The 24651-nt window shown below is 68.0% G+C and carries 28 protein-coding genes; 9 read left to right on the top strand and 19 right to left on the bottom strand.

Annotated features, from left to right (window positions below; translation table 11 throughout):
* From ACAH01_RS06525 to ACAH01_RS06510, 4 genes are all read right to left on the bottom strand, one after another.
* On the bottom strand, positions 1-387 hold the full coding sequence (locus ACAH01_RS06525; protein WP_170094833.1) for a Zn-ribbon domain-containing OB-fold protein: 387 nt from the start codon (positions 385-387) through the stop codon (positions 1-3).
* A complete protein-coding gene (locus ACAH01_RS06520) occupies positions 384-509 on the bottom strand; it encodes a hypothetical protein (RefSeq protein ID WP_277347283.1) in 126 nt (41 codons plus the stop codon). Before ACAH01_RS06520 ends, ACAH01_RS06525 begins: the two co-directional genes overlap by 4 nt.
* Positions 506-1672: a beta-ketoacyl synthase N-terminal-like domain-containing protein gene (locus ACAH01_RS06515; RefSeq protein WP_372480622.1), complete on the bottom strand. Its 1167-nt coding sequence runs from the start codon at positions 1670-1672 to the stop codon at positions 506-508. Before ACAH01_RS06515 ends, ACAH01_RS06520 begins: the two co-directional genes overlap by 4 nt.
* A gap of 177 nt (positions 1673-1849) precedes the next feature.
* Positions 1850-2047 (bottom strand): DUF5800 family protein, encoded by a 198-nt coding sequence (locus tag ACAH01_RS06510; RefSeq protein ID WP_015763758.1) that lies wholly within the window; start codon positions 2045-2047, stop codon positions 1850-1852.
* A gap of 136 nt (positions 2048-2183) precedes the next feature.
* On the opposite strand from ACAH01_RS06510, the gene ACAH01_RS06505 reads away from it, so the two are divergent.
* The gene (locus tag ACAH01_RS06505) at positions 2184-3224 is read left to right on the top strand and encodes a polymer-forming cytoskeletal protein (protein WP_372480621.1); all 1041 of its coding nucleotides are present in this window, start codon (positions 2184-2186) and stop codon (positions 3222-3224) included.
* Positions 3225-3236: 12 nt separating this feature from the next.
* Here the strand turns inward: ACAH01_RS06505 and ACAH01_RS06500 are convergent, their stop codons facing one another.
* Positions 3237-4994 carry a PAS domain S-box protein gene (locus ACAH01_RS06500; RefSeq protein WP_372480796.1) on the bottom strand — a complete coding sequence of 586 codons (1758 nt, stop codon included), beginning with the start codon at positions 4992-4994 and terminating at the stop codon, positions 3237-3239.
* 212 nt (positions 4995-5206) lie between these two features.
* Between ACAH01_RS06500 and ACAH01_RS06495 the strand changes: the two genes are divergently transcribed.
* Positions 5207-6385 carry a redox-regulated ATPase YchF gene (locus ACAH01_RS06495; RefSeq protein WP_372480620.1) on the top strand — a complete coding sequence of 393 codons (1179 nt, stop codon included), beginning with the start codon at positions 5207-5209 and terminating at the stop codon, positions 6383-6385.
* Between the two features lie 22 nt (positions 6386-6407).
* Here the strand turns inward: ACAH01_RS06495 and ACAH01_RS06490 are convergent, their stop codons facing one another.
* The 8 genes from ACAH01_RS06490 to ACAH01_RS06455 form a co-directional block, all read right to left on the bottom strand.
* Positions 6408-7259, bottom strand: a complete 852-nt coding sequence (locus tag ACAH01_RS06490) for a UbiA family prenyltransferase (RefSeq protein WP_372480619.1) — start codon at positions 7257-7259, stop codon at positions 6408-6410.
* A gap of 70 nt (positions 7260-7329) precedes the next feature.
* The gene (locus ACAH01_RS06485; protein ID WP_372480618.1) at positions 7330-7701 is read right to left on the bottom strand and encodes a hypothetical protein; all 372 of its coding nucleotides are present in this window, start codon (positions 7699-7701) and stop codon (positions 7330-7332) included.
* Between the two features lie 40 nt (positions 7702-7741).
* On the bottom strand, positions 7742-8038 hold the full coding sequence (locus tag ACAH01_RS06480) for a hypothetical protein (RefSeq protein ID WP_015763764.1): 297 nt from the start codon (positions 8036-8038) through the stop codon (positions 7742-7744).
* Positions 8038-8313, bottom strand: a complete 276-nt coding sequence (locus tag ACAH01_RS06475; RefSeq protein WP_015763765.1) for a winged helix-turn-helix domain-containing protein — start codon at positions 8311-8313, stop codon at positions 8038-8040. Before ACAH01_RS06475 ends, ACAH01_RS06480 begins: the two co-directional genes overlap by 1 nt.
* Positions 8314-8537: 224 nt before the next feature.
* Entirely contained in the window at positions 8538-9329 is a 792-nt protein-coding gene (locus tag ACAH01_RS06470; RefSeq protein WP_372480617.1) for a spondin domain-containing protein, read from the bottom strand.
* Positions 9330-9433: 104 nt separating this feature from the next.
* The gene (locus ACAH01_RS06465) at positions 9434-10138 is read right to left on the bottom strand and encodes a hypothetical protein (protein ID WP_372480616.1); all 705 of its coding nucleotides are present in this window, start codon (positions 10136-10138) and stop codon (positions 9434-9436) included.
* A 42-nt stretch (positions 10139-10180) separates the two neighbouring features.
* Positions 10181-11302 carry a pyridoxal phosphate-dependent aminotransferase gene (locus ACAH01_RS06460; protein ID WP_372480615.1) on the bottom strand — a complete coding sequence of 374 codons (1122 nt, stop codon included), beginning with the start codon at positions 11300-11302 and terminating at the stop codon, positions 10181-10183.
* Positions 11303-11388: 86 nt separating this feature from the next.
* Positions 11389-11538 (bottom strand): hypothetical protein, encoded by a 150-nt coding sequence (locus ACAH01_RS06455; protein ID WP_018258172.1) that lies wholly within the window; start codon positions 11536-11538, stop codon positions 11389-11391.
* An 88-nt stretch (positions 11539-11626) separates the two neighbouring features.
* Here ACAH01_RS06455 and ACAH01_RS06450 point away from each other — a divergent pair, with 88 nt between their 5' ends.
* Both ACAH01_RS06450 and ACAH01_RS06445 read left to right on the top strand, forming a co-directional pair.
* Positions 11627-12304, top strand: coding sequence for a metallophosphoesterase (locus ACAH01_RS06450; RefSeq protein WP_372480614.1), 678 nt, complete (start codon positions 11627-11629; stop codon positions 12302-12304).
* Between the two features lie 46 nt (positions 12305-12350).
* Positions 12351-12521: a hypothetical protein gene (locus ACAH01_RS06445; protein WP_372480613.1), complete on the top strand. Its 171-nt coding sequence runs from the start codon at positions 12351-12353 to the stop codon at positions 12519-12521.
* A 38-nt stretch (positions 12522-12559) separates the two neighbouring features.
* On the opposite strand, the gene ACAH01_RS06440 is transcribed toward ACAH01_RS06445, so the two are convergent.
* On the bottom strand, positions 12560-13285 hold the full coding sequence (locus ACAH01_RS06440) for a diphthine--ammonia ligase (RefSeq protein ID WP_372480612.1): 726 nt from the start codon (positions 13283-13285) through the stop codon (positions 12560-12562).
* An 81-nt stretch (positions 13286-13366) separates the two neighbouring features.
* On the opposite strand from ACAH01_RS06440, the gene ACAH01_RS06435 reads away from it, so the two are divergent.
* Positions 13367-14227: a universal stress protein gene (locus tag ACAH01_RS06435; protein ID WP_372480611.1), complete on the top strand. Its 861-nt coding sequence runs from the start codon at positions 13367-13369 to the stop codon at positions 14225-14227.
* 8 nt (positions 14228-14235) lie between these two features.
* On the opposite strand, the gene ACAH01_RS06430 is transcribed toward ACAH01_RS06435, so the two are convergent.
* From ACAH01_RS06430 to ACAH01_RS06420, 3 genes are read right to left on the bottom strand one after another with little or no spacing between them, the layout of a single operon-like run.
* Positions 14236-15363 (bottom strand): DUF373 family protein, encoded by a 1128-nt coding sequence (locus ACAH01_RS06430; protein WP_170094849.1) that lies wholly within the window; start codon positions 15361-15363, stop codon positions 14236-14238.
* Between the two features lie 49 nt (positions 15364-15412).
* A complete protein-coding gene (gene sppA, locus ACAH01_RS06425) occupies positions 15413-16408 on the bottom strand; it encodes a signal peptide peptidase SppA (protein WP_170094850.1) in 996 nt (331 codons plus the stop codon).
* 2 nt (positions 16409-16410) lie between these two features.
* Entirely contained in the window at positions 16411-17148 is a 738-nt protein-coding gene (locus tag ACAH01_RS06420) for a proteasome assembly chaperone family protein (protein WP_170094852.1), read from the bottom strand.
* Between the two features lie 124 nt (positions 17149-17272).
* On the opposite strand from ACAH01_RS06420, the gene ACAH01_RS06415 reads away from it, so the two are divergent.
* Together ACAH01_RS06415 and ACAH01_RS06410 are read left to right on the top strand one after the other, a co-directional pair.
* The gene (locus ACAH01_RS06415; protein ID WP_372480610.1) at positions 17273-18190 is read left to right on the top strand and encodes an RsmB/NOP family class I SAM-dependent RNA methyltransferase; all 918 of its coding nucleotides are present in this window, start codon (positions 17273-17275) and stop codon (positions 18188-18190) included.
* Positions 18187-18687: a hypothetical protein gene (locus ACAH01_RS06410; protein ID WP_372480609.1), complete on the top strand. Its 501-nt coding sequence runs from the start codon at positions 18187-18189 to the stop codon at positions 18685-18687. Before ACAH01_RS06415 ends, ACAH01_RS06410 begins: the two co-directional genes overlap by 4 nt.
* Before the next feature lie 13 nt (positions 18688-18700).
* On the opposite strand, the gene ACAH01_RS06405 is transcribed toward ACAH01_RS06410, so the two are convergent.
* Both ACAH01_RS06405 and ACAH01_RS06400 read right to left on the bottom strand, forming a co-directional pair.
* Positions 18701-20245 carry a DUF790 family protein gene (locus ACAH01_RS06405; protein ID WP_372480608.1) on the bottom strand — a complete coding sequence of 515 codons (1545 nt, stop codon included), beginning with the start codon at positions 20243-20245 and terminating at the stop codon, positions 18701-18703.
* Positions 20246-20286: 41 nt separating this feature from the next.
* Positions 20287-21621 (bottom strand): DEAD/DEAH box helicase, encoded by a 1335-nt coding sequence (locus tag ACAH01_RS06400; protein WP_372480607.1) that lies wholly within the window; start codon positions 21619-21621, stop codon positions 20287-20289.
* Positions 21622-22055: 434 nt separating this feature from the next.
* On the opposite strand from ACAH01_RS06400, the gene ACAH01_RS06395 reads away from it, so the two are divergent.
* Both ACAH01_RS06395 and grpE read left to right on the top strand, forming a co-directional pair.
* Complete coding sequence (locus ACAH01_RS06395; protein ID WP_372480606.1) at positions 22056-23876, top strand: S8 family serine peptidase; 1821 nt, start codon at positions 22056-22058, stop codon at positions 23874-23876.
* A 91-nt stretch (positions 23877-23967) separates the two neighbouring features.
* Positions 23968-24627, top strand: a complete 660-nt coding sequence (gene grpE, locus ACAH01_RS06390) for a nucleotide exchange factor GrpE (RefSeq protein ID WP_170094876.1) — start codon at positions 23968-23970, stop codon at positions 24625-24627.
* The last annotated feature ends 24 nt before the right edge of the window (positions 24628-24651 follow it).

The following is a 24651-nucleotide window of genomic DNA, read 5'->3' as shown; positions in this document are numbered from 1 at the left end:
CTACCGCGGCCGGAAGACGACGGCTCGCTCGCCGGTCGTCTCCCGCTCGCCGATCTCGATCCCGACGGTCGTCCCGATTTCGACGGCGTCGGGTTCGACTCCGCGGACGAGGCCGGTGATCGAGACGGGTCCGAAGTCCGCGATCGCGGTGACGTAGGGCGCGTCGTCCTCGAACTGCGGCGTGGCGACGTGGACGGCCGTGTGGGTCGCAATTTTGCCTGCGTCGGGGAGTCTCTCTCTGGACAGCTTTCGCGAGCCACAGTCGGGACAGACCCGGCGGGGCGGCAGCCAGCCGTGGCCGTTCTCGCAGCCGAGGTAGTAGGGATCGGCCGCCGCGAGCGCGTCCAGCCAGTCGTCGAACGCGCCGTCGCGTGCGCGGTCGGTCATTCGCCCACCTCCAGACCCGTGGTCTGTCGGTTGCCCGCTCGCTCGCCCCGCTCGCTCGCGGGACCGCCGGGAGAGCAGCCCACTCCCGAGGCGGGCGCATTCGCGTCACGTCGTTCGCTCATTCGCCCACCTCCAGTACGTGGACCGTCGTACTCGCGACGGTTCCACCGGCGTTGTGGGCGACGCCGACGGTGGCGTCTGGCACCGCGTCGGCGCGGGGATGGGAGCCGTCGAGGAGCCACGCGATCGTCGCGAGCTGTGCGACGCCGGTCGCGCCGACCGGGTGCCCCTTCGCTTTCAGCCCCCCCGAGAGGTTCACCGGCAACTCGCCGTGGCGGGTCGTCGTCCCGTCGCGGGCAGCCGTGATGGCCTCGCCGCGCTCGAACAGCCCCAGCGACTCCAGTGCGAGCACCTCGGCGATCGTGAAACAGTCGTGTACCTCCGCCACGTCGACGGCGTCTGCCCCGACCCCGGCGTCGTCGTAGGCTTCCCGTGCGGCCTTGTCGGCGGCGGGGGTCTGTGCGTAGTGAGCGCGGTCCTGAAGCGCGAGGTTGTCGCCGCCCTGTCCGGTCCCAGAGATCCGGACCGGCGCGTCGAGGTCGTGCTCGGCGGCGTAGGCCTCGCTGGTGACGATCGCCGCCGCAGCGCCGTCGGTGATCGGACAGGCGTCGTACAGCCCGAGGGGCTCGGCGACCATCGGAGCATCCAGTGCGTCGGCGACGCTGATCTCCTTCTGGAGCTGGGCGTGGTCGTTGACCAGCGCGTGCTCGTGGTTCTTGACCGCGACGTGTGCGAGGTCCTCCCGAGAGCCGCCGTACTCCTCGAAGTACGAGCGGGCCATGAGCGCGTACGCTCCGGGGAAGGTCATGCCGGCGCGAATCTCGTAGAGGTCGTCGGCCGCGATCGAGAGGGCGTCGGTCGCTCCGGCGGTCCCGATGTTGGTCATGCGTTCGGCACCGCCGACCATGACCACGTCGGCCTCGCCCGAGCGGATCGCCTGGACGGCGCTCCGTATCGCCGCGCCGGCAGAGGCACAGGCGGCCTCGTAGCGCGTCGCGGGCGCGTCGACACCGACCATCTCGGCCATCAGCGGCCCCTGATGGCCCTGGTGTTCGGCGAGCTCGCCCATGAAGTTCCCGTAGTACAGTGCCTCGACGTCCGCGGCCGGGACTCCGGACTGGTCGAGCGCTTCGAGCCCGGCCTCCGCGAAGAGGTCACGGCCAGTGCGTTCGGGGTAGCTCCCGAACCTCGTGACGCCGGCCCCGGCAACGCGTGGGTCAGTCATTAGCCGATTGATCGGTCTCGGTACTTAAATGCCTGCCGCCCGTGTGACCATTTGCCACGAAATCACCCGGCGAGAATCGCAATACGGCGCTATTCCTAACGAACGTTCGATATGTTCCTTCGTGGCGATCTACGACCTTCGTAGGCAATAGGCCGGCGGCGAGCGGACGGTCGCGCCTTACTCGACGATCTCGGCGATCTGGCGTGGCTCGCCCGAGAGGGAGGGCTCGGGTTCGACGATCTTGAGCACCTCGTGGTCGGTCACGTCCGGGTAGGACTTCCCGACCGCGTCCTCGATCAACGCCTTCTCCAGACGAAATTCGGTTCCGTCGTACACCACGTCGACACCCTGCTCGTCGAACGAAAGGACAGTCATGCTCGCCGGTACGCGCAGGACGAACAAAAGGGTTGCAGACGGCGACGACCGGCGAGGCCGGGCACGTCAGACAGTCGTCAGACGCCCGTCAGTCACAGCATGAGGCTTTAAGACCGCAGAAAACCGTATTGTACGCGTGCGACTCGGCTCCGATCCCCTCGACCGACTGAGTATTCCCGACGGCACGACCGTCGAGGAGCACGATCTGGTCACCGACGGGAACGTCATCGTCGGCGGCCAGAGCACGGTCGACTTCGGGGTCCGGGGCCACTCGGTCATGGCGGGCGAGCGGGTCTCCTTCGGCGGCCACATCGAGGCCGAGGGCGACTGCCGGCTCGACATGTGGTGTACCGTCGACGACAACGTGTTGGTCGGAGAGAACGCGTACCTCGGCGAGCGCGTCCAGATCGACGGGGAGCTGAAGGTCGCGGGTGACCTCGACATCGGCGACGACGTGGACATCGAAGACGGCTTCGAGGCCAACGGCTGGATCGTCATCCGCAACCCGATGCCGACGATCGTCTTCCTGTTCGTCTACCTCTCCCAGCTGCTCCGGGTCGGCGAGGAGGAGGCCGCCGAGGAAGTCCTCTCCTCGCTGACCGACGACGACGGGCCGGACCACGACCCCCTCCTGATCCCTCGGGGCGCGACCGTGAGCGACGACCGCTGGCAGGTCTCCACGCCCGCGACGATCGGCGACGACTGTCGGCTCCACGGCAACGTCCGGGCCGAGGAACTGACAGTCGGACGCGACGGCGTGGTCTTCGGGAGTCTCCGCGCGAGAGGTGACATCGTCGTCGGCCGCGGGACGGAGATCAAAGGCGACGTGACGACCCGGAGCGGCGACGTTCGGATCGGTCCCGGCGTCACGGTCTGGGGCGACGTGGTGGCGGAGAACGTCGCGCTCCACGAGAACGCCACCGTCGACGGGACGATGCGAGCCAGCGGCGAGATGCGGATGCACACCGACGAGGTGCTCGACCGCCCCGACGAGACGGCCGAAGCGATGGCCGAGGCCGCAGAGGAACTCGGCGACGACCAGGCGGCGATCGCCGCTGCCGACGAGACGGCCGCGGGCGAAAACGACGAGACGAGCGAGGAAGGGCAGGGAGCAGCGAGCGACGAAGCGGCCGATGCGATGACGAGCGACGACGAGCCCGTCGAAGCACGCGAGTGATGTCGGCGGCCGTCACTCGTCGATCGTGACGCCGGAGAACTCGAACCGTGCGCCGCCGGCCTCGCCGTCGGTGAGCGTGATCTGCCAGCCGTGGGCGTCGGCGATCCCGGAGACGATCGCGAGCCCGAATCCGGTCCCGTTGGGTGCGGTCGAGTACTGGGTGTCGAAGACCCGATCTCGGTCGGCCGCGGGAATGCCACAGCCGTCGTCTGCCACGTAGAAGCCGTCCGGGAGCGTTCCGACTCGAACTGTCGTGTCCGCTCCGGCGTGCTCGACCGCGTTGCGCAGGAGGTTTTCGAGGAGCTGTCTGAGCCGGATCTCGCTGGCACGAATCTGTAGGTCGGTCTCGACGACGAGCGTCGCCTCGTCGGTCCGGAGGTTCTGCCAGGCGGTCTCGACGATCTTCGCGAGCGGGACCGTCTGGAGTTCGCCCACGGCGTCGCCCTGGCGGGTCAGGGCGAGGATGTCGGTGATCATGTCCTCCATGCGATCGATCGCGCGGTGCCCGCGGTCGAAGTGCGCTCGATCGCCGGTCTCGGCCGCGCCGTCGAGTGCCCCACGCAACACCTGCAACGGGTTCCGGAGATCGTGAGAGACCACCGACGCGAACTCTTCGAGGCGGTCGTTCTTGCGCTGGAGTTCGCGCTCGCGTTCTCGCTGGTCGCTCACGTCGCGGCTGATCGCCAGGAACCGCTCGCCGTCGTCGACGCCCAGACATCGGATGTGGACCTCCGTGGGGAACGTCGTGCCGTCTCGACACAGGAACTCGCCTTCCGAGCGACACCTGTCGCCGGGTTCCATCCCCTCCCAGAGCGACAGCGCGCGCTCCGGATCGGCGGCCTGATCGAGGTCCCAGACGGACATGTCGGTCAGCGTCGCCTCGTCGTAGCCGGTCATCTCGCGCAGTTGGGCGTTGGTCTCGACGATCCGTCCCTCGGCGTCGTGGACGTTGATCATGTCGGGCGAGTGTTCGAACAGCGCCCTGAGCCGCCGCCGGGACTGTCTGAGTTCCGCCTGGCGTTCGTGTTCGCTCGTGACTTCTCGGACGACGACGAGGAGCGTCTCCGAGTCCCCGTCGCTCCCGATCGGCCGGATCTGTGCCTCGTGGAACACACGTCCGTCCAGTGACTCCGGACCGACGGTGTACGACACTGCCTCGTCGGACGCCACCGATTCCCGGTATCGAGACGCGATTGTGGGGCCGTACTCCGGACCGAACGCCTCGGTCGGCGTCCGGCCTTCGATTTCTGCGACCGACGTACCGGCCAGCTCCGCGAGCCGCTCGTTACACCGGCGATACCGGCAGTCGTCTCCGGAGAGTTCGACGATCGCGACGCCACAGTCGACGTGCTCGAACACCGCCGTCCACTCGGACGGCGTGAGCGTCCGTGTGGTCGTCACCGCCGACGAGACGGCGGTTCGAACCCGTCGAGCCAGCAGCGTCGCCTGCTCCGTCGCCGGCCAGCACAAGACCTCGGTCGCGCCCGCATCGATCGCGTCGGCGGCGACCCCCGTCGCCGCGGCGTCCGTAGTGACGACGACCGGCAGCGCTGGCCGCCGCTCGTGGACGGCGTCGAGTACGTCACGGACGAGCGGCCAGGACAGATCGCGACCGATGACGAGACAGTCGAACGCGTCAGTGTCCGCTTCGAGCCGTCCGACCACCTCGTCGATCCCGGTGACGGTTTCCACCCGGAACTGCTCACCGGTCCGGTTCAGCACCGCCCCCACGTCGTCACTGTCTCCCCGCTGCGCGCAGACAGCCAACACCCGAGTCGTGGATTGCACTGGATTATTGTTTGCATCGCCGTACAAAAGTTCGACTCCTAGATCGAGAAACGATACCGTCCAGACGGTACCAGGGCAGTCGGAAATCGGTAGCCGTCCGGGGGCGCGGCTACGGCACGACGCCGTGTCTGCCACGGGAAGCGGTACTGCAGGGAACCGAAACCCCCTTTTCGGTGACCGCGGTAGGAGGTGGCATGCTCTCTGTGGCGCTGGCGGGCAAGCCAAACGCCGGCAAGTCTACGTTCTACACCGCCGCGACCGAATCGGAGGTCGACGTGGGGAACTACCCGTTTACGACCATCGACGCCAACCGCGGTGTCAGCTACGTCCGCACCGACTGTCCCTGTCTCGACCGGGAGGAGCGCTGTGGCGACGAACACTGTCGAGACGGCAAGCGCTACGTCCCTGTCGAACTGCTCGACGTGGCCGGGCTCGTCCCCGGTGCCCACGAGGGGCGCGGACTGGGCAACCAGTTCCTCGACGAGTTGACCAACGCCGACGTGATCCTCAACGTCGTCGACGCCTCCGGGGGGACCAACGAGGAGGGCGAACCCGTCGAGATCGGCGACCACGACCCCGTCGAAGACGTGGACTTCGTCGAGACGGAACTGGACCTCTGGCTGGCCAGCATCGTCGACCGCAACTGGGAGGCCGTCGAGCGGGCCTCCCGTTCGCCGGAGTTCGACCTCGACGAGGAGCTGACCGACATGCTCACCGGCGTCGGAGCGACGCCCAAAGACGTGGCGACGGTGCTGCGAGAGATGAGTTATCCCGAGGACCCGATCGCCTGGACCGACGACCACCGCGAGACGCTGGCCCGCGAGATCCGCCTGCGGACCAAGCCCATCGTCGTCGTCGCCAACAAGGCCGACATCGCACCCCCGGAGAACGTCGAACGGCTCCGTGAAGCCGCCGAGGTGGTGGTCCCGGCGACTGCCGACGGCGAACTCGGCCTGTGCCGGGCCGCGGACGCGGGCGTCGTCGACTACGATCCCGGCGACGACGACTTTCAGATCCTCGGTGACGTGAGCGACGACCAGCGCGAGGGGCTCGAACAGATCCGCGACGTGATGGACGAGTGGGACGGGACCGGCGTCCAGCAGGCCCTCGACCGCGCCGTCTACGACCTCCTGAACATGCTGACGGCCTACCCGGTCCAGAGCGAGAGCAAGTGGACCGACGGCCAGGGCAACGTCCTCCCGGACGCCTTCCTGCTCCCCGACGGCTCGACGCCGAAGGATCTCGCCTACGCGGTCCACTCGGACATCGGCGAGGGGTACCTCCACGCCGTCGACGCCCGCGAGGACCGACGGATCAGCGACGATCACGAGCTCTCTGAGGGCGACGTCATCAAGATCGTCAGCTCGAACTAGGTCGTCGCCATCGGGAACCGTTCTACAGCGGTCCCAGCCACACCGCGGCCACGAGCACCGCGAGGAAGACGTACGAACCGCGGATCAAGAGCTTCGTCGCGAGTTCCGGCCCGGCATCGCGTGCGAGGAGCGCGACCCCGAGGAAGGCGACGGCCGCGAGCCCACCGCTGGGCGGGATGCCCGGCAGCGTCAGCGCCGCGACGACCACGGCGGCCATGCCGGTGAGCATCAGCCCGTACGCGACACGGCGTGCGCGGGCAGGGCCGAGGACGACCGCGACGGTCCGCTTGCCGATCGATCGGTCGTAGTCGTAGTCGGTCGCGTCGTCGATCACTTTGATCCCCGAGAGGACGACGAGGAAGACGGCAGCCAGCGCGAGCATCGTCGCCGTCAGGGTCGTCGTCTGGACGTAGTAGCCGCCCAGCAGTGCCAGCGCGATCCCGGTGGGGTAGCCGACCGTCGCCGTCAGCGGGTGCATGTCCAGCTGGGGCGCGTGGTGGAACCCGATCAGCCAGCCCGGCAGCGTCAGCAGCGCGGCCGGGAGGTTCACGAGGACCGCGAGCGCGACCGTCGAGGCCAGGAACCCCGCCGTCGACAGCGCCAGCGCGACCCGACAGCCACGTTCCGTGAGCGGATGTGCCTCGTCCTCGCCGCGCCCGTAGAAGTCGACGTAGCCGTCCTTGACGTGGGCCGTGTACAGCCCACAGAACACCGCGACGGCGTGCAGCGCGGCCAGTCGAACCGAGAACGACGACCCGTACAGCCCCCCGAACAGCGACGCTGCGACCGGCGGGAGCATGAACACGGGGTGGATCTGAGAGGCGAGTGCCCGAACCGCCGGAACCGGCCCCCGTCCCTCGGTGGCGAGTGGCATACGCGACACGTCGAACCGAACTGACAAAAAGTCGAGCCCCGGCGGTCGAACGGAGCGTCCGGAGGCCGCGCTACGCCCAGTTGCCGCGGTCGAGGACGAACCCGGAGACGTGCGAGGCCAGTTCTCGGGCCGCCCGCTCGCTGTGGGCGTGCAGTTCGCCCGAGACGTGGCCGGCCTCGCCGCCCACGCCCTCCGCCTCGGAGATCGGATCGGTCCCCGTCGGGTAGCCCCGGCGCGAGCGGACCCGATCCCGGAGCGACTGAACGACGCCGCTGGAGAGGCGAGCGTCGAGGTGCTGGAGGTCGTACTTGACGATGTACCCGCGGTCGGCGTTCCGGACGGCGAGTACCGGCTCGCCACGGTCGCGACAGCGGTCCCAGATCGCGCGCTGCTCGTCGCGGCTCTCGTAGACCGGCACGTTCGACGATGCCAGGTGATCCATACGTCTCTGGTAAGGGTCGGGACGATAATGTGGCTGTCGCCTACTGGACGGTGACGTAGCTCAGGACGGCGATCGCGACGAACTGCAGGCTCCGGAGGACGAGGACGGCCTGCTGGACGTGGGGGTCTCCAGCGTAGAGACTCGACATCGAGAAGAAGAAGTAGACCGCGACGGCGTTCTCCGCGAGCATCGCGACGGCGAAGACGACCAGTCCGCCCACGAGGTTCGTCCGGAACGTCGAGTAGTTGCGGATCCAGATCCCGATCAGTGGCAACAGGATGAGCACGTTCAGGGCCGCCAGCGCCGAGGCCGCCTTGATGAGTGGTCCCATCGCCATTAGTCGATCCGCTCCATGATCTCTTCGAACGTCTCTCGGTTCCGCTCGAACCGATCTGTCAGGAAGTACAGTTTCGCGTAGTCGGTGTCGCCAGGTTCGACGACGTCGTGTTCGATCAACTGGTCCATGTGGTGTCGGATCGTCTTGTAGCCCACGTCGAGTTCCTCCGCGAGTTCGTTTGCGTTCATCGGTCTGTCAGAGAGCGCGTCGATGATTCGAGCGCGATTTTCCCCACCTCGTGTCGCAGTCAGTAGATACCAGAGGGCCTTCTCCATCGCACCATCTTGAAATAACTCCAGCGGCGTCGATTATAGTCCTGTCCATCGCGTCGGCTCGGTGTCAGTGACGGGGCGGGCACACAAAACGGTTGTTCGAAGGCCGTCCCGAAAGTGGGTCGAATGCGACCCACATCGCGGACCGCCCAGACATCGGTGCGACGCCGTCGGTCTGATCCGGCTACAGACGCGTCGCCTCCTCGGGACCGACTGTCGTCGGTGTCTTATCGGGGCTGGACGAGCACGCGAAGCACGTCGCTGGTGTCGGGGTAGTCGTAGCCGTTGATCGTCTCGATCGGTGCGACGGTGCCACGCTCGACCAGGCCGACGCCGGCTCCCCGCTGGCGCTGGACCTGGTTCTCGCCGACGCCGGGCTCCTCGTTGATCTCGGTCCCCGCGTCCCAGAGATCGACGTGGTCTGTCACGTCGCCCTGAGTCGACTGTTCGTCCGAACTGAGTGGGATCCCCGTCGCGCCCCCCAGCGCGTAGAAGAGGTCGTTGGACGGGACGAACATCGTCACCATCGAGAGATACAGATCGTCGGTCTCCAGTCGTTCGGTCTCGAAGTCGTAGGAGTGGTTGGGCAGTAGCGGACCGGGTTCGTCGCTACCGGCCGGAACTGCCTGGACACCGGCGTCGTGGACCGCCTCCCGCTCGCCGAGCGACGCGACGAGAGACGAGGGCGAGCCGTCTTCGGCGACGCCTTCGAGCCCGTTGCCCCGCGCCGGCTCCCCGGCGGTGAAGATCGGTTCGTCGGCTTCGTGGACCGCGTAGACGACCGGCGAGAGCGGGACCGGCTGCTGGGCCGCGTCACCCTCGGCCGTCGTCTGGAGCGTCTGTCCGTCCGAGACGTTCGTGACACGAACGTTGTACCGAAGCTTCTGTGCGCTCTGTACGGTCGCCGCGACCGTCCCGGTCCCACCCAGCAGGACGGCTCCGGCACCCGCAACGAAGCCGCGTCGTGACACCCGTCGACCGTGCGATTCCTCCGTCGTCGCTGTGTTGTTGTCTGTCATCGTCGTTCAGTGCCAGCTGGCACGAGCGATCGAACGGAGGTTAGTTTAAAGAGTATTTTTCTGAAACGATCCACACTGTGGGCTAACTCCGTTCCAAATTCGACTCAGATGTCGGCCAGTCGGGACAGCGGACCGGAGCCGTCGGCGAGAACCGCGGTCACGCGTCGGAGTGCACTCCCGAGGACGAAGCCACAGACCGCGATCGGGGTCCCGAAGGCGACCGCGAACAGAGCCGCGATCGCGACGGCGTCGGGGAGCGAGACGACGCTCGCGCCGTACTCGTAGGTGACGGTCGTGCCGTACCGGGCGACGCCGACGCCGAAGACCGGTCCCGCGACGAGCAGGGTCGTCGGCACCAGCCCAGAGTTGATCGCTGCGCTCGCGGTGGCGAGGACGAGCAGTGCCGCGACACCGAGGAAGACGACCAGCGCCGGCTCGGTGCCGTACCAGGTCCCGCGGACCCACGCTTCCAGCGTCGCGTACCCCATGGTCGACCTGACCCACCATGTCGTCAGGAGTGCCAGCGGGACCGACAGCAGTCCGGCCAGCAGCGACACCGCCACACGACGGCCGAGCAGGCCGTGGCGAACGGGACCGGCCAGTCCGCGCTTGACCGGACCAGAGAGGAGCGACCGGCCTTTTCGCGTGGCTGTCGCGAGCGTCGAGCGAGCGATCGTCCAGGTCCATCCCAGCGCCGACAGACACAGCGCGAACGCACGGCCGAAGGCGGTCATCGTCCACGAGAGGGCGGTGAGGGCGATCGAGGCGGCTCGATGCGACGCTGCGGGGAGGGAGCGTTCAGGGCGCATAGTCAAACGTTCACCGGCGGTGATATTAGACGTTCCGGAGCGTCACTCGACGGCCGCGAGCGCCTCGTCCATGATCGACAGCGCCTCCTTCAGCGTCTCCACGTCGACGGGATACGAGATGCGGGCGTAGCCCGCGCCCTGAGCACCGAAGGCCTCGCCCGGGACGACGACGACACCGCGCTCGATGCACTCGTCGACGAACCCCTCGGGCACCTTCGGCATCGCGTAGAAGGCCCCTTCTGGCGTGGGACACTCCAGGCCGATGTCTTCGAGGCCGTCCAGCAACACGTCACGACGCTGCTCGAAGGCGGCCCGCATCTCCTCGACCACGTCCTGTGGCCCCGAGAGCGCCGCCTCTGCGGCGAACTGAGCCGGCGCGCTCGCACAGGCCTGTGCGTACTGGTGGACCCGCAGCATGCGCTCGATGCGGTCGCTGGCACCCGTGACCCAGCCCAGCCGCCAGCCGGTCATCGAGTAGCTCTTCGAGCAGGCGTTGACGACGACGACGTTGCCCGTCTCGGTGAACTCCGCTGGCGTCCGGTGTTCGCCGTCGAAGACGATGTGTTCGTACACCTCGTCGGAGAGACAGAGCACGTCGTGTTCGTCGGCGATGCGAGCGAACGCGCGCATGTCGTCGGGCGACTGGACCGCCCCGGTCGGGTTGGCCGGACTGTTGACGATGAAGGCGGCCGTCTCCTCGGTGATCGCCTCCTCGACGGTCGCCGGATCGAGCGTCAGATCGTCCCGCAGCGGGACCGGCTTGGGCGTCCCGCCAGCGAGGTGGGTCAGCGCGTCGTAGGAGACGAAGCCGGGGTCGGGGAAGATCACTTCCTGGCCCGCGTCGACGTGGGCCTCAAGCGCGATGTGCAGCGCCTCGCTGCCGCCGGCCGTCGCGATCACGTCGTCGGGATCGACCGACAGATCGTTGTCGCGCGCGTGCTTGTCCGCGATCACCTCCCGTAGCTCGCGGGTCCCCTTGTTCGACGTGTAGGCGTCTGCTTTCCCCGCCTGGATCGCCTCGACCGCAGCCTGACGGGCGTGGTCTGGCGTCGGAAAGTCAGGCTGGCCCAGCCCGAGGTTGATCGCGTCTTCGCCCGCGGCCTCGAAGACCTCGCGGATCCCCGAGATCGACACCTGCTCGACTCGACGGGAGAACTCTGTCATACTCTACCGGCCGGCTTCGGGGCCGATAACTCTTGATGATCCGGCCGCTGGCGGCGACGGCGTGTGGTGGCCGCGCCCGCTCCGTATCACTCGTCGGCGGCCGCCCGCAGATCGTCGATGTGGGCTTCCAGTCGACGCAGAGCCGCGTCGGCGTCGTCGTATCCTCGGTCGTAGTCGGCGTAGCAGTCGTCGGCCGCTGCCAGGAACTCGTCGACGGCGTCTTCGAGATCGCTCATACCCTGGGTTCGTCGTCCGCGTACGGAAACCCTGCGATTTCGGAGCGACCCGTCAGGCATTTGCCCGAGCCAGCCCGAGTGAGAGGCGATGGAACTCACCTACGACGACCGGGCCGTCGTCGTCGGGGAGACGCTGGTACTGGCCGACCTCCACGTCGGCAAGGGGTCCTCGAACCTGGAACTGCCGGTCGGGGACAGTACCGACACGCTGGATCGACTCGACGGGCTGCTGGCGCGCCACGAGCCCGAGACGGTCGTGATCGCTGGCGACCTGTTGCACTCGTTTACCACGGTCCCGCGGACGGTCTCGGACACCCTCACGGAGATCCAACAGCGCTGTCGCGCACACGACGCGCGCCCGATCGTCACGCCCGGGAACCACGACACCATGCTCGACTCGGTGTGGGACGGGGCGACCACGCCCGAGTACGCGGTCGGCGACACCGTGATCTGTCACGGCCACGAGGCCCCCGAGACCGCCGGTGAGCGGTACATCGTCGGCCACGACCACCCGACGATCGAGATCGAGGGGCAGCGACGCCCGTGCTATCTCGTCGCCGAGGACGCCTACGAGCACGCTGACGTGGTGATGGTGCCGGCGTTCAACCGCCTGCTGGCCGGCGTGCGGGTCAACGAGATGCGCGCCGACGAGTTCATGTCGCCGCTGATCCGGTCGGTCGACCAGTTCCGTCCGCTCGTCTGGGACGAGGCCGGCGACGAACGCCTCGATTTCCCCCCGCTCGGAGAGTTCCGGCAACTGCTGTAGCGTTCGAAGCGGCAGATATTTTGCCCGTCACGGTGGATCGACGGATATGGTTGCGACCAACGCCGCAGTGGCACTCATCGTCACGACGATCGTCGCGCTCGCGTTGCTGACGCTGGCGACGGTACACTACGTGCCGAAGGTGCTGCCAGGAAACGACGAGCACGGCGAGGGAGACGACGAGGGAAATGAGCGACCGCCCGGCGGTCACGCCGCTTGAGCGCGTCCTCCTTTTGAAAGGGTCACCGCCGAAACGACTCACTCGCCGTCGCCCAGCCACGCGTCCTCGATGCGGATCGCGCCCCTGTCGCCCTCCCACTCCGTCTCGTACGAGAGCTTGATCGGGCGATCCATGTGGGGGCCGTCGGTGACGAGCGTCTCGAACTCCCCGCCCTCGCCGAGGATGTGGACCCCGTACGCCTCGTTGAGCGCCGCCAGTTCGTCGAGCGCCGCCTCGTCGAGCGTCCGCCCGAGCCAGGACTCGTCCAGTCCGTAGGCGGCCACCTGGATGATTCGGATCTCGAACCCGGCCGCGAGCATGGCGTCGGCGAGTGCTCGCGGCTCCTCCTGCCAGAGCGGGGCGAACAGCTCGGCGTCGAGGCGATCACACATCGCCTGGATCCGGCTCGTCTGATACTCGCTCTCGACGGCCCCGGCGGTGACGCCGGCCACGCCGCCCGGAAGCTCCGCGTCGAGCGTTTCCAGTGCCGCCTCCAGTGGCTCCAGTTCGGCGTCGCCTTGCTGGCTCGAGTCGACGGCGCTCTCGGCCGCGAGGTCGTCGGGCTCGACGTCGACGAGTTCGATCCCGATGCTCTCGGCGGCCAGCGTCGCCAGCGAGGTCGCCGGGATGTGGTACATGTACGAGTCGTCGGAGGGATGGACGGTGACGAGTCGCCGCACGTCGCGGCCGCTCTCCAGGGCGCGGTACAGCGCCCACGCAGAGTCTTTGCCACCCGAGAACAGACTCACCCACGCGTCGGTCATACCCGCCCTTGCCCGCGGCCGAATAAAGCGATGTGGATTCCCGCAGGAACACCTTTGCCGTCGGCGTGTGAACGTCGAGACATGTACGACCGAATCCTGTTGCCGATCGACGGCAGCGACGGGGCGAGGCGGACGGTCGATCACGTCGCCGACATCGCGGCCGCCCAGGACGCGTCGGTGACCGCGCTGTTCGTCGCGGACACGACGCTGGACTCGGTGACCCGGGTGCAGGGCGACGTCGTCGACTCGCTGGTCGAGACCGGCGAAGAGATCGTCGGCGAAGCGGGCACTGTCCTGGCGAGCAGCGGCGTCGACTACGAGACGGACGTCGTCTCCGGCGGTCCCGCACGAACAATCGTCGACTACGCCGACCGGTACGGCTTCGATCTGATCGCGATGCCGACACACGGGCGGACGGGGATCTCCCGGCGGCTGCTCGGCAGCGTCACCGAGACGGTGATCCAGCTGTCCCAGATCCCGGTGTTGACGATCCGTCTGGCAGACGAGACCAGAACGACGTTCCCCTACGAGCGGCTCTTGCTGCCGACCGACGGGAGCCCGGCGGCGACCGCGGCCGTCGAACACGGGCTCGATCTGGCGGCCGCGCTCGACGGGACGCCACACGCGCTCTCGGTCGCCGAGTCGGGCTCTGTGCTCGGACTGGGTGGCGACGAAAGCGACTCCCAGTCTGCCGCCGAGGCCGCCGTCGAGAACGTCGAGCCGATGGCGAGCGAGCGCGACATCGGCACGCTCGTGACGGCCGTCGAACACGGGTCGCCACACGAGGCGATCACGGCGTACGTCGACGCGAACGACATCGACGCGATCGTGATGGGAACGACGGGCACGCGGGGGATCGGCGAGATCCTGCTGGGCACCGTCGCGGAGCTGGTCGTCCGGACGGCACCGGTACCGGTGATCACTGTCACGGCCGAGGAGTGAGCGGCGGCCTACTCGACGAACTCGTCCTGGACGCTCGACTGGCTGAAGTACGCGGCAAAGCGGACGCCGATCAGGCTCACGAGGATCCCGCCGAGGATGAACACTGCGAGCCGCGGGCCTCGCTCCAGCGTGACGGCCTCGATCAGCACCGGGCCGATCGTCGCCGGTCCGATCTGGAACTGACCGATGGCCCCGGCCCGTTCGAGGAAGTACTCGGAGAACCCACGGACGACCAGTCCGACGGCGATCGTCCCGAACGGGAGGTTGACGTACGCCGAGCGGATCGAGTCGCGCTGCATGAGCTCGTCGATGAGCCGGCCGGTGGCGGCCGCGAGTGCCGCCGCCGTGAACCACGGCACGCCGTCGAACGCGAAGCGCATGGCGTGGATGAACGCGCTCTGGTCGCCGGTCGACCGCACGCCCAGCGCACCCACGAAGACGCCGACCAGCGCCAGACCGGCGGCGACCACGTAGGTGACCAGCGACACGCGCCCGGAGTACAGGGCCTCCTGGATCTCGCCGGGGAGCCGCGAGAGGTACTCGTCGATCCCCAGCCCCTTGTAGATGAGGAACGCGCCGACGGCGGCCGCGATGGCCCCGACGGCGAAGGTGGGCGACGTGACCAGCAAGAGCAAGGGGAGCGCGATCAGTGCGATCCCCAGCGGGACGAGGACGGTCTTGCGCAACTCCTCGTCGGCGAGGAACTGCTTGAGCAGGTAGTACGTCGATTCGATGTCCCGGGCCTGCCGGACGACCACGCGGTCGACCGCGTCGACGCGCAGGCGGCTCTCGATGATCGGGACCAGCCGCTCGTCCTCCGCGCTGTCGACGACGACGACCGCGGAGTCGGGATCGTGGATCTCGACCAGTTCGTCCACCTGTCTGGCGACGCTCCGGTCGGCGCTGACGCCGTCACCGCGGTCGCCGACGACCGTGACGATCGCGTCGTCGCCGTCGGCTTCCAGGTCATTGCTCACCCGCAGCCCCTCCAGCATCGTGTTCACGCGGCTGTCTTCCGGGTCCGCGAGCCCGACCTCGGTCACGAGCGCCTCGACGGCGTCGTAGCCCGCGACCGGGAGCGATGTGTCTGGCGGAAACGTCCCCCCGCGGTCGATACAGACCACCAGCGTCGTCACGTGTGTCTGGTCACGTCGCCCGAATAAAAATCCTCGCCAGGGCGACGGCCTACCGACGGAAGGAGAGGCCGTCGAGATCCCCGTCGAACGCGCTCGCGACACCGGCCCCGAGCGCAAAGGCGGCCGTCTGGGCACCGGTCTGGAGCCTGCCGGCCAGCCCGCGAGACGGCTCAAACGCCTCGACGGTGACTGGCTCGCCCAGTTGCGCCTCCAGTTTCGCCTCGACGTCTCGTCGCGTCCCGATCTCGTCGACCAGTCCCAGCTCGTGGGCCTCGCTGCCGAGGAAGATCCGGGCCTCGGTGTCGCGGATCTCGGCGGCGTCCAGCTCCCGCCCCTCGGCGACGGTGTCGACGAACTGCTCGTAGTAGTCGTCGACGATCGACTGGAGGTACTCGCGTTCCTCCTGCTCGAACTCCTTGAGCGGGGTCCCGGCGTCTTTGAACGCGCCCGCGGTGAACTGTTCGTAGGAGAGCCCGACCCGATCTGCGAGCTCCTTGGCGTTGACCCGCGAGCCGATGACGCCGATCGAGCCGACGATGCTCCCCTCGCGCGCCCAGAGTTCGTCACAGCCGGCGGCGATGTCGTACCCGCCGGAGGCACACACGTCCGTCGCGTAGCCGACGGTGGGGCCGTCGAAGCGCTCGGCGGCCAGCCGGATGTCCTCGCTGGGGACGATCTCGCCGCCGGGCGTGTTCAGCTTGACGAGCAGCGCGTCGACCGCGCTGTCGTCGTCGGCGCGCTCGATCTGCTCGACGATGTCCTCGGCCCGCGCACCGACCGGAGGACTGGTGATCGAGCCGCCGCCGTCGCGACTGATCGGCCCTTCGACGGCCACCTCCGCGACGTTGTAGCCGGGCAGGAGCGAGCCGGCGATCGAGCCCCCGAGCTTGACGCCGGCCACGATCGCGAGGACGACGAACACCACACCGAGGAGGTCGGCGAGGCTCCCCGGCAGGACGTAGAACGCGAGCCAGCCGACGAGGCCGACTGCGATCGTGACAGCGGCGACGAGCAACAGCCGCCCGACCGTACGTGTCGTCGACATCGTCACTGGAACATCCCGAGCGGCTTCGCGCTCGTGGATTCGTCGTTCGCCTGCTGCATCTGCGCAGCCAGGTCCGCCTTCGCCTCGCTGATCTCCTCGGCGTGCTCGACCAGTACTTCCGTGTCGATGTCGATGCCCGCGAGGGGCTGGACACCGTCTTGCAGGACGACGCGTGCCGCCGCCGGATCGGGGAACTGCTTGTCCGCCTCGACGACGAGCCCGACGCTGTCGAGGCCCTGGCGCTGTGCGACGTGGAGCAGAGCACCGGTCGGCCCCGTGACCGCGCCGTCGATCGTCGGCGCGCCGATGTCGGCCCCAGAGAGCAGCGTCTTCCCGTCGCCGGTCCCGACGCCGTACATCGACGCCGTCCCCTCGCGTTTGGCCGGCATCCCGCTGAGGTAGATCGGCGTCACGTCGTTGTCGGCCAGCCAGCCCGTCAGGCAGGTGGCGAACTCGTCGGCAGTGCTTGGCGAGACCGGCGCGTCGCTCTGGAGGACGAGCAGCTCCCGCTCCGCGTCGGCGTAGAGCCTGACCGGCGGCTTGAGCTGCTGGTCGCCCTGTCGGTAGACGGCGATCTCCGGGAGCCCGTCGCAGTGGATCGAGGCGTACTCGGTCATCTCGAAGGTCTCGACCAGGTGATCGGCCGCGATCTTGCCGACCAGCCCGACCCCCGGAAGCCCCTCGACGAGCGTCGGCGATTCCAGCTCGAGGTCGTCACGGTGGACTGCAATGTGTGCCATACCCGAAACCAGCGCGTCCGTGGAGTTAACAGTCGGGGCCGGCCGCCGACCAGGCAACCGTCTCGGTCGCCCCGAGCGCGCCACTCCGAAACAGACAAGCGTGCGACCGCTATACGCACCGCCAATGGACGTTCTGGAGCGGTACGAACCGCTGATCGATGATTTTTCGGCGTTCCGCGACGCCTGCGCGCGCCCGCTCCCGCCGGTCGTTCGAGTCAACACGCTCAAGACGACCGTCGACCGGGCGATCCGGGCGTTGCGAGACGAGGACATCACCGTCGAACGAACCGACTGGCACGACGGCCTCCTGCGACTCCCCGACGACCAGCCGGGGGCGAACTGGCCGTACTTCCACGGCTGGATCTACGGGCAGGAAGAGGTCTCGGCCGTGCCCGCCCGCGTCCTCGATCCACAGCCCGGCGAGCGGATCTGGGACGCCTGTGCCGCGCCGGGGAGCAAGACCTCACAGATCGCGGCCCGACAGGCGGACGACGGCGTCGTCGTGGCGACCGACTCCAACCTCGGCCGCCTCTCGGCGCTGCGGACCAACACCGAACAGCTCGGGCTCACCAGCGTCGCCGTCACCCACGAGGACGCCCGCAACCACTCGCTGAAGCCGTTCGGTGACGACGACGCCGCGGAGTACGACCGCGCGCTCGTGGACGTGCCCTGTTCGTGCGAGGGGACGGTCCGCAAGAACCCGGACACGCTCGACGAGTGGACGCTCGAACACGTCGAGGGCATCGCCGGTGTCCAGAAGGGCGTGCTCCGGCGCGCGATCCAGACCACGAAGCCCGGCGGGACCGTCGTCTACTCGACGTGTACGTTCGCGCCCGAGGAGAACGAGGCGGTGCTGGACTACGCGCTCGAAACGGAGGCGTGCCGACTCGTCCCCTTCGAGATCTCGCTCGACTCGACCAGCGGCGTCACCGAGTGGCAGGGCGAGTCCTACGACGACAGCGTACGGCAGGCCCACCGGATCTACCCCCACCACAACGACACCGGCGGGTTCTTCTGCGCGAAACTGGAGGTCACAGCATGACCCACGGCGACGTGACCTTCGACCGAGTGCCGGTCGACGACGCGGCCCGCGAGGACCCCGACGCGCCCACCCGTGAGGAGATTCTGGACTACTGGCCGGAGCGGTTCGGCATCCCCCGCGAGGTGTTCGAACCCTACACCTTCTGGGAGCGAGGCAACGGCAAGATCTGGCTGTTCCGCGGCGAGGCACCCGACACGGTCCCCATCCAGGGACTCGGCATGACGTTCCTGCGCACCCGCCAGGAGTTCTGGAAGCCGACGACCGACGCCGTCCAGCGCTTCGGCGACCGGGCCAGCGAGAACGTCCTCCACCTCGACCGGAACGCCGCACGGGCCTTCGTCGCGGGCGAAGACCAGGAGATCGAGTGGGACGGCGACTGGGGCTACCTCATCGTCACCCACGACATCGCCGGAACGACCGAACCCCTCGGCGTCGGCCTGTACACCTACGGCGAACTCAAGACACAGGTCGCCAAGGGTCGCCAGCGGGAGCTGTAACGGACCGGATTGCTCACTTCTTTCGGATCGTCCCGCCGTCCAGGCCCTCCCACTCGACCCGGTATCCGAGCGCCGACAGGACGGCGCTGGCGTCGTCGAGCCCGTACTCGTCGAGGATCGTCTCGGCGGCCGACAGCGACATCCCGGTCTCGATCTCGTCGTCGACTGCCGACAGCACGGCGGGCCTGACCAGCGTCCGCCCGACGCGCTCGTGGTCGGGAACGGATCGGTCTTCGACAGTGGCCTCGCTGACGCCGTGTGCCGCGGCCAGTTCAGCGAGCGTGAGCACGTCGGCGTCGGGCGTGAGTTCCTCGGGGAGCGTCTCGGCGTTTGCCGCCGTCAGCTCCGACTCGTATCGCCGCAGTGCGTCGCGAACGTCCTTGATCCGGACGGTGCCCGAGTAGGGGATCGCTCGGTGGTCGCGGGCCTCGATCTCCGCGGTAACGTCGCTGGACTCGGTCCGGTTCGAGGCCGACTGCTGGTCGGCGGCGAGGCTCTCGTCGACGGCGACGAGCAGCTCCACGTCGTCGATCTCGGCCAGCTGTGCCAGTTTCTTCTCGACGTACTCGGGCGTCCAGAACCCCATGATCTCGAAGAACACGCGGAAGTCGGCGTACTCGTAGTCGAAGGCGAAGTCGGGGATCGCGACGCGGGAGCCGGCGGCCAGCGGTTCCGGTTCTCGGGTGAGTTCCCAGTCGAGATCCAGCGCTTCGAAGCGGGCGGCGAAGTCGGCCTCGACGCCGCTGTCGTAGCTCACGTCGGTCACCGGCTCGACGGCGGGGACCGACACGTCTTCGTGGGTGAGCCGGAGGGTGCGCTCGGTGCCGCGGTCGTCGATCGTCGCCCGGAGCGTCCACTCGGCGGCCGAGGCGGCGACGGTTCGCAGGAGCCGAGCAAAGCGTGTGCCGTAGCGCCGCGTTTGCTGGAAGAGCCGGTCGGGGCCGGTGACGACGACGATTCGGCCCTCGTCGGTGACTTCGATCTCGTACATGAGACGGAGGCGCTTGACCGCGGAGACGAGCGTCCGGGGATCGCTCGATCGGAGGCGGACCTCGGTCGCGTCGAACAGGGCCGTCTGTGCCAGCGAGAGGTTGTACTGGGCGATCAGTTCGGCGGGGTCCCAGCGCGTGTCGACGCCGGTCAGGACCTGCCGGCACTCGCGGTCGGCGTACAGCGAGTGCTCGATGTCGGCGGCGTCGACGGCGAGTCCGTCGGCCGCCCGTTCGATCGCCGCGCGTCGCTCGTCCTCGGAGACGACGCCGACGGCCTCGCCGGCCTCGAAGGCGGCGCGGCGGGCTCGCGCCGGTGGGACCGCTGTCCGGGTCTCAAAGGTGGCTTCGCGTTCGACCAGTTTCGCCAGCCCACGGACGAGTTTGAAGTCGTCGGCCCCTCGTTCGAGGTCGGTCAGCGCCGTCTGGAGTGTCTCGCGGGCCTCGCCGACGTGGCCCTGATAGGTGCCGATTACGCGGGCAGCCAGCGGTTCGTCGGCGTCGTCGGCAAACTGCGGGTGGTATCCCCCGCCCGCTCGCGAGACGCGCAGCAGGTCCTTCGTGAGCACGGCAGACTGTCGGGCACCGATCGGCAAAAGGCCGGCGTCGCTCACCGACGCCGGGCGGCGACGTTCTCCTCTGCCGTCTCCTCGCTGATCAGTTCGTAGAGGATCGCTCTGTCGCCGTCTCGCTTCGGCCGCAGGATCCGTCCGAGGCGCTGAGTGAACTCCCGCTCGCTGCCGCTGCCAGAGAGGAGGACGGCGACGTTCGCGTCGGGCACGTCGATCCCCTCGTCGAGGACGTTGGCGGTGACGATGCGAGAGTAGGTGCCCTCGCGGAACCGTTCGAGGATTTCGCGGCGCTCGTCGGCTCCCGTCTCGTGGGTGATCGCCGGCAGCAGGAACCGCTCTGAGAGCCGGTAGACCAGATCCGTGTGGGCCGTGAAGACGATCACGCGGTCGTCGCGGTGGCGGTCGAGGATCGTCGCGAGCCGCTCGACCTTCCGGTCGGCGTTCATCATGACTTCGCGTGCGCGCTGCTTGGCCAGCAGGGCCTCGCGCGCCTCGGGATCGGTGCCGGACCGCTTGACCAGTTCCTGGTAGTCGCTGCCCGACCGCATCGTGATCGAGGACCGTTGGAGGTAGCTGGTAAACGTCTCCTGGTGGCGCTCGTAGGTCGCTCGCTCGCTTTCGGTCAGTGCGACCGCGATGCGCTTGATGTCGTAGTCAGCGAGGTGGTCGCCAGCGAGTTCGTCGACGGCGATCCGGGACGCGAGGTCGCCGATCAGCTCCGCGACGACCTCGTGGGCACCGTCCGGACGCTCGAAGGTCGCCGTGAGCCCGAGACGAGCCGGCGCGGCGAGCAGGCGGGCGATGTCGCGGTACCCCTCGCCGCCGAGGTGGTGGACCTCGTCGAAGACGACGAGTCCGAAGCGGTCGCCCAGTTCGTCGGCCCGGAGGTACGCCGAGTCGTATGTGGCGACGGTCACGTCCGCGACGCGCTGCTCGCCCCCGCCCATGCGGCCGATCTCGCAGTCGAACTCTCGTTCGAGTTCCGACTGCCACTGGTCGAGGAGGTCGATCGTTGGCACGACGACCAGCGTCGGCGTCGCCAGTGCCTCCATCGCCGCGATCCCGACGACGGTCTTGCCGCTCCCGGTCGGCAGTTCGAGCACGCCGCGATCGCCGCTGTCTCGCCAGGCGTCGAGTGCCGCCTGCTGGTAGTCCCGGAGTTCGTACGTCGATTCGAGCGGCAGCGTCGGCAGATCGAGCACGTCGTCCTCGTAGGCGACGCCGCGCTCGTCGAGGGCCGCCCGAACGGCGGCGTAGCGGTAGGCCGGTGCCCGTCCGGTCTCGCTGCGAGCGTCGTACTCGACGCCAGGGAGATCGCCGGGCAGTCCCTCCGAGAGGCGGATCGTCCCCTCCTCGTACGACAGTCGTGCCATCGTCGCCCGGTTGGGCGGTCCGGGGCAAAACGCTGGCGACGGATCGGCACCGATCAGACGATCCGTCTGGAAACCATCCAGTATTTGGTTATTCTACACCATCGACACATTTCGTCGGACCGGCGTACCGTCGAGCGAATCTTCCATCACCCGCTGCCAATTATTTTGGCGGTGAAGTTCGCGGCGGCCGATACATTCTGTTACGCTCAGTAGCCCGATACACCACCAGTCGTAAATTGAAGCCCGAAATCGGACAACAGAGACAAGCACGAGCGCTCGAAGCGATTACCAATCAGATCGAACTAATTATAGACTATCCATCATTCTCCGATATGATATTGTAAAGTAAACTTAGAGCCAGTGATAAGTATGTGGTGTTTGATTAACAGGACGCCATGACACGTGGCACACAGACCTGGCGACGCAGAGGGGTATTGAAATCCATCGGAGCACTTGGGGCACTCGCCGGTGTCGGCGTGACGGGTGCGACTCCCGGTCGAAGCCCCGGGCCGAAGCCGGACGAACTGATCGTCGGCGCGAAGCGGGGCGTCAGCACGGCCGACGTCGAGTCTGAGGTCTCGGCCGCGACGACGGCGAACACGTCGGTGGTCCACCGCAACGAGGCGCTCGGTTACCTCGCCGTCAAGCTCCCAGAGGTGAGCACACAGTCCGAACGCGAGTCGGTCCGACAGCAGTTCGAGAGTCAGCCAAACGTCGCCTACGTGGAGGACAACGTCACCTACGAAACCCAGCTGACGCCCAACGACCCGCGGTTCGGTGACCAGTACGCGCCCCAGCAGGTCAACGCAGCGGCAGCCTGGGACACGACGCTGGGCAGTACAGACGTGACCGTCGCCATCGTCGACACCGGCACCCAGTACGAACACCCGGACCTGACGAACCTGTTCGGGAGCAATCCCGGCCGGGACTTCGTCGACGGCGACGGCGACCCCGCCCCGGGATCTGCCAGTGAATCCCACGGGACCCACGTCAGCGGGTGTGCATCGGCAGACACCGACAACGGCGTCGGCGTCGCGGGCGTGAGCGACTCGCGACTGTTGAGCGCCCGAGCACTCGGTGGTGGCGGCGGCGGTGCGCTGTCCGACATCGCCGACGCGGTTCGATGGGCGACCGACCAGGGTGTGGACATCATCAACATGTCGCTGGGCGGGGGCGGCTACACCCAGACGCTGAAGCGAGCGGTGGAGTACGCCTACGACCAGAACGACGTGCTCGTCGTCTGCGCGGCGGGTAACGACGGCGGCTCCGTCTCGTATCCCGCTGCCTACGACGAGTGTGTCGCCGTCTCCGCGCTGGATCCGAACGAGGAACTCGCGAACTTCTCGAACCGCGGCCCGGAGATCGAAGTTGCTGCACCGGGAGTCAACGTCCTGTCGACGGTGCCCTACGACGGCTACGACTCCTTCTCTGGAACGTCGATGGCCTCGCCCGTCGCTGCGGGGGTCGCGGCACTGGGGAAGGCCGCCGAGCCGGGCCTGTCGGCGAGTCAGCTCCGCGAACGGCTCAAGTCGACGGCCGACGGCGTCGGACTACCCGGCGACCAGCAGGGCTCGGGCCGCGTCGACGCCGCCGACATCGTCCGTGCCAGCGGCGACCCGCCGGACAACGAGACACCGTCGGCCGCCGCCGCCGCCGATCCGACCGACCCCAGCGTCGGCGAGACCGTGACCTTCGACGGGAGCGCCTCGTCCGACCCCGACGGCACGATCGAGAGCTACCAGTGGGACTTCGGAGACGGGAACACCGGCTCGGGCGTGACCGTGGAACACAGTTACGACGCTGCCGACGAGTACCAGGCGACCCTGACCGTGACCGACGACAGCGGTGCCTCGACGACCGACGGCGTCGTCGTGAACGTCTCACGCGGCGGTGGCGGGGACTGTAGTCAGAGCGCCTCTGGGAGTGCCGACGGACAGCTCACCGGCTGGCGAGACAGCGACAGTTACACCTGGACGAGCCAGTTCTCGTCGACCTGTGACGTGACGGTCGACCTCTCGGGACCGTCGGGGACGGACTTCGATCTCTACGTCACCGCGGACGGCCGGACGCCGACGACCAACGACTACGACGCACGGTCGGTGTCGGGCGACAGCGAGGAGTCGGTCACGCTGTCGGAGATCGGTGACTCGGTCGGTATCCTCGTCGACTCCTATCGGGGCAGCGGCTCCTACACGGTCAGCGTCGAGGAGACCGGCGCGGGCACTCGGGCGACCACCAGTTCGGAGGGACTGTAACCAGAGTCGGGCGGTGTCGACCGACGCGTCACCGCAATCCTGACGACCGGATTCTGTAATTCTTTTACCCGCGCGACCCCCTGCTACAGGTATGACCGAGCAGGACGCGGCAGAGACCGAGGCGTCGTCCGGCGAAGCCGACGAGAGCGGAACCGAACGAGGGGACGCCGACGCGTCGGGCGAGGCCGCATCCGAGGAGCGTGGCGACGAGGCCGTCGACGAAGAACTGATCGACCGGGTCGCCGAGTCCGATCCCGAGGCGATCGCGACGGAACTGGCGTCGCTACGGACACGCGTCGACGGCCTCGAAGGGGCGGTCGACGAGCGCGACGCGGAGATCGACGAGCTGGAGTCGAAGCTCAAGCGCAAGCAGGCCGAGTTCCAGAACTACAAGAAGCGGATGAAAAAGCGCCGCGAGGAGGAGAAACAGCGCGCCACGGAAGACCTCGTCTCGAAACTGCTCGACGTGCGCGACAACCTCCAGCGCGCGCTCGAACAGGACGAAGACGTGGACATCCGCGACGGCGTCGCGTCGACGCTCCGGCAGTTCGACGACGTGCTCGACGCCGAGAACGTCGACGTGATCGAGCCCGAGCCGGGTGCCGACGTAGACCCCGAGTACCACCAGGTACTGGCTCGCGTCGACTCCGACCAGCCCGAGGGGACCATCGACGAGGTCCACCGGGCGGGCTACGTGATGGCCGAGAAAGTGCTCCGGGAGGCACAGGTCACCGTCAGCGAGGGCGAGTAGACGCTCGATCCGACGCCTGACGAG

This window comes from Halomicrobium sp. HM KBTZ05, from assembly GCF_041530035.1.
Classification (GTDB): Archaea; Halobacteriota; Halobacteria; order Halobacteriales; family Haloarculaceae; genus Halomicrobium.
This window is presented reverse-complemented; position numbering and strand designations above follow the sequence as displayed.

Excerpts from the sequence above, each read along its gene's own strand:
- ACAH01_RS06525 (WP_170094833.1), bottom strand. The coding sequence starts at position 387 with ATGACCGACCGCGCACGCGACGGCGCGTTCGACGACTGGCTGGACGCG.
- ACAH01_RS06520 (WP_277347283.1), bottom strand. The coding sequence starts at position 509 with ATGAGCGAACGACGTGACGCGAATGCGCCCGCCTCGGGAGTGGGCTGC.
- ACAH01_RS06515 (WP_372480622.1), bottom strand. The coding sequence starts at position 1,672 with ATGACTGACCCACGCGTTGCCGGGGCCGGCGTCACGAGGTTCGGGAGC.
- ACAH01_RS06510 (WP_015763758.1), bottom strand. The coding sequence starts at position 2,047 with ATGACTGTCCTTTCGTTCGACGAGCAGGGTGTCGACGTGGTGTACGAC.
- ACAH01_RS06495 (WP_372480620.1), top strand. The coding sequence starts at position 5,207 with ATGCTCTCTGTGGCGCTGGCGGGCAAGCCAAACGCCGGCAAGTCTACG.
- ACAH01_RS06490 (WP_372480619.1), bottom strand. The coding sequence starts at position 7,259 with ATGCCACTCGCCACCGAGGGACGGGGGCCGGTTCCGGCGGTTCGGGCA.
- ACAH01_RS06485 (WP_372480618.1), bottom strand. The coding sequence starts at position 7,701 with ATGGATCACCTGGCATCGTCGAACGTGCCGGTCTACGAGAGCCGCGAC.
- ACAH01_RS06480 (WP_015763764.1), bottom strand. The coding sequence starts at position 8,038 with ATGGCGATGGGACCACTCATCAAGGCGGCCTCGGCGCTGGCGGCCCTG.
- ACAH01_RS06475 (WP_015763765.1), bottom strand. The coding sequence starts at position 8,313 with ATGGAGAAGGCCCTCTGGTATCTACTGACTGCGACACGAGGTGGGGAA.
- ACAH01_RS06470 (WP_372480617.1), bottom strand. The coding sequence starts at position 9,329 with ATGACAGACAACAACACAGCGACGACGGAGGAATCGCACGGTCGACGG.
- ACAH01_RS06465 (WP_372480616.1), bottom strand. The coding sequence starts at position 10,138 with ATGCGCCCTGAACGCTCCCTCCCCGCAGCGTCGCATCGAGCCGCCTCG.
- ACAH01_RS06460 (WP_372480615.1), bottom strand. The coding sequence starts at position 11,302 with ATGACAGAGTTCTCCCGTCGAGTCGAGCAGGTGTCGATCTCGGGGATC.
- ACAH01_RS06455 (WP_018258172.1), bottom strand. The coding sequence starts at position 11,538 with ATGAGCGATCTCGAAGACGCCGTCGACGAGTTCCTGGCAGCGGCCGAC.
- ACAH01_RS06450 (WP_372480614.1), top strand. The coding sequence starts at position 11,627 with ATGGAACTCACCTACGACGACCGGGCCGTCGTCGTCGGGGAGACGCTG.
- ACAH01_RS06445 (WP_372480613.1), top strand. The coding sequence starts at position 12,351 with ATGGTTGCGACCAACGCCGCAGTGGCACTCATCGTCACGACGATCGTC.
- ACAH01_RS06440 (WP_372480612.1), bottom strand. The coding sequence starts at position 13,285 with ATGACCGACGCGTGGGTGAGTCTGTTCTCGGGTGGCAAAGACTCTGCG.
- ACAH01_RS06435 (WP_372480611.1), top strand. The coding sequence starts at position 13,367 with ATGTACGACCGAATCCTGTTGCCGATCGACGGCAGCGACGGGGCGAGG.
- sppA (WP_170094850.1), bottom strand. The coding sequence starts at position 16,408 with ATGTCGACGACACGTACGGTCGGGCGGCTGTTGCTCGTCGCCGCTGTC.
- ACAH01_RS06420 (WP_170094852.1), bottom strand. The coding sequence starts at position 17,148 with ATGGCACACATTGCAGTCCACCGTGACGACCTCGAGCTGGAATCGCCG.
- ACAH01_RS06415 (WP_372480610.1), top strand. The coding sequence starts at position 17,273 with ATGGACGTTCTGGAGCGGTACGAACCGCTGATCGATGATTTTTCGGCG.
- ACAH01_RS06410 (WP_372480609.1), top strand. The coding sequence starts at position 18,187 with ATGACCCACGGCGACGTGACCTTCGACCGAGTGCCGGTCGACGACGCG.
- ACAH01_RS06400 (WP_372480607.1), bottom strand. The coding sequence starts at position 21,621 with ATGGCACGACTGTCGTACGAGGAGGGGACGATCCGCCTCTCGGAGGGA.
- grpE (WP_170094876.1), top strand. The coding sequence starts at position 23,968 with ATGACCGAGCAGGACGCGGCAGAGACCGAGGCGTCGTCCGGCGAAGCC.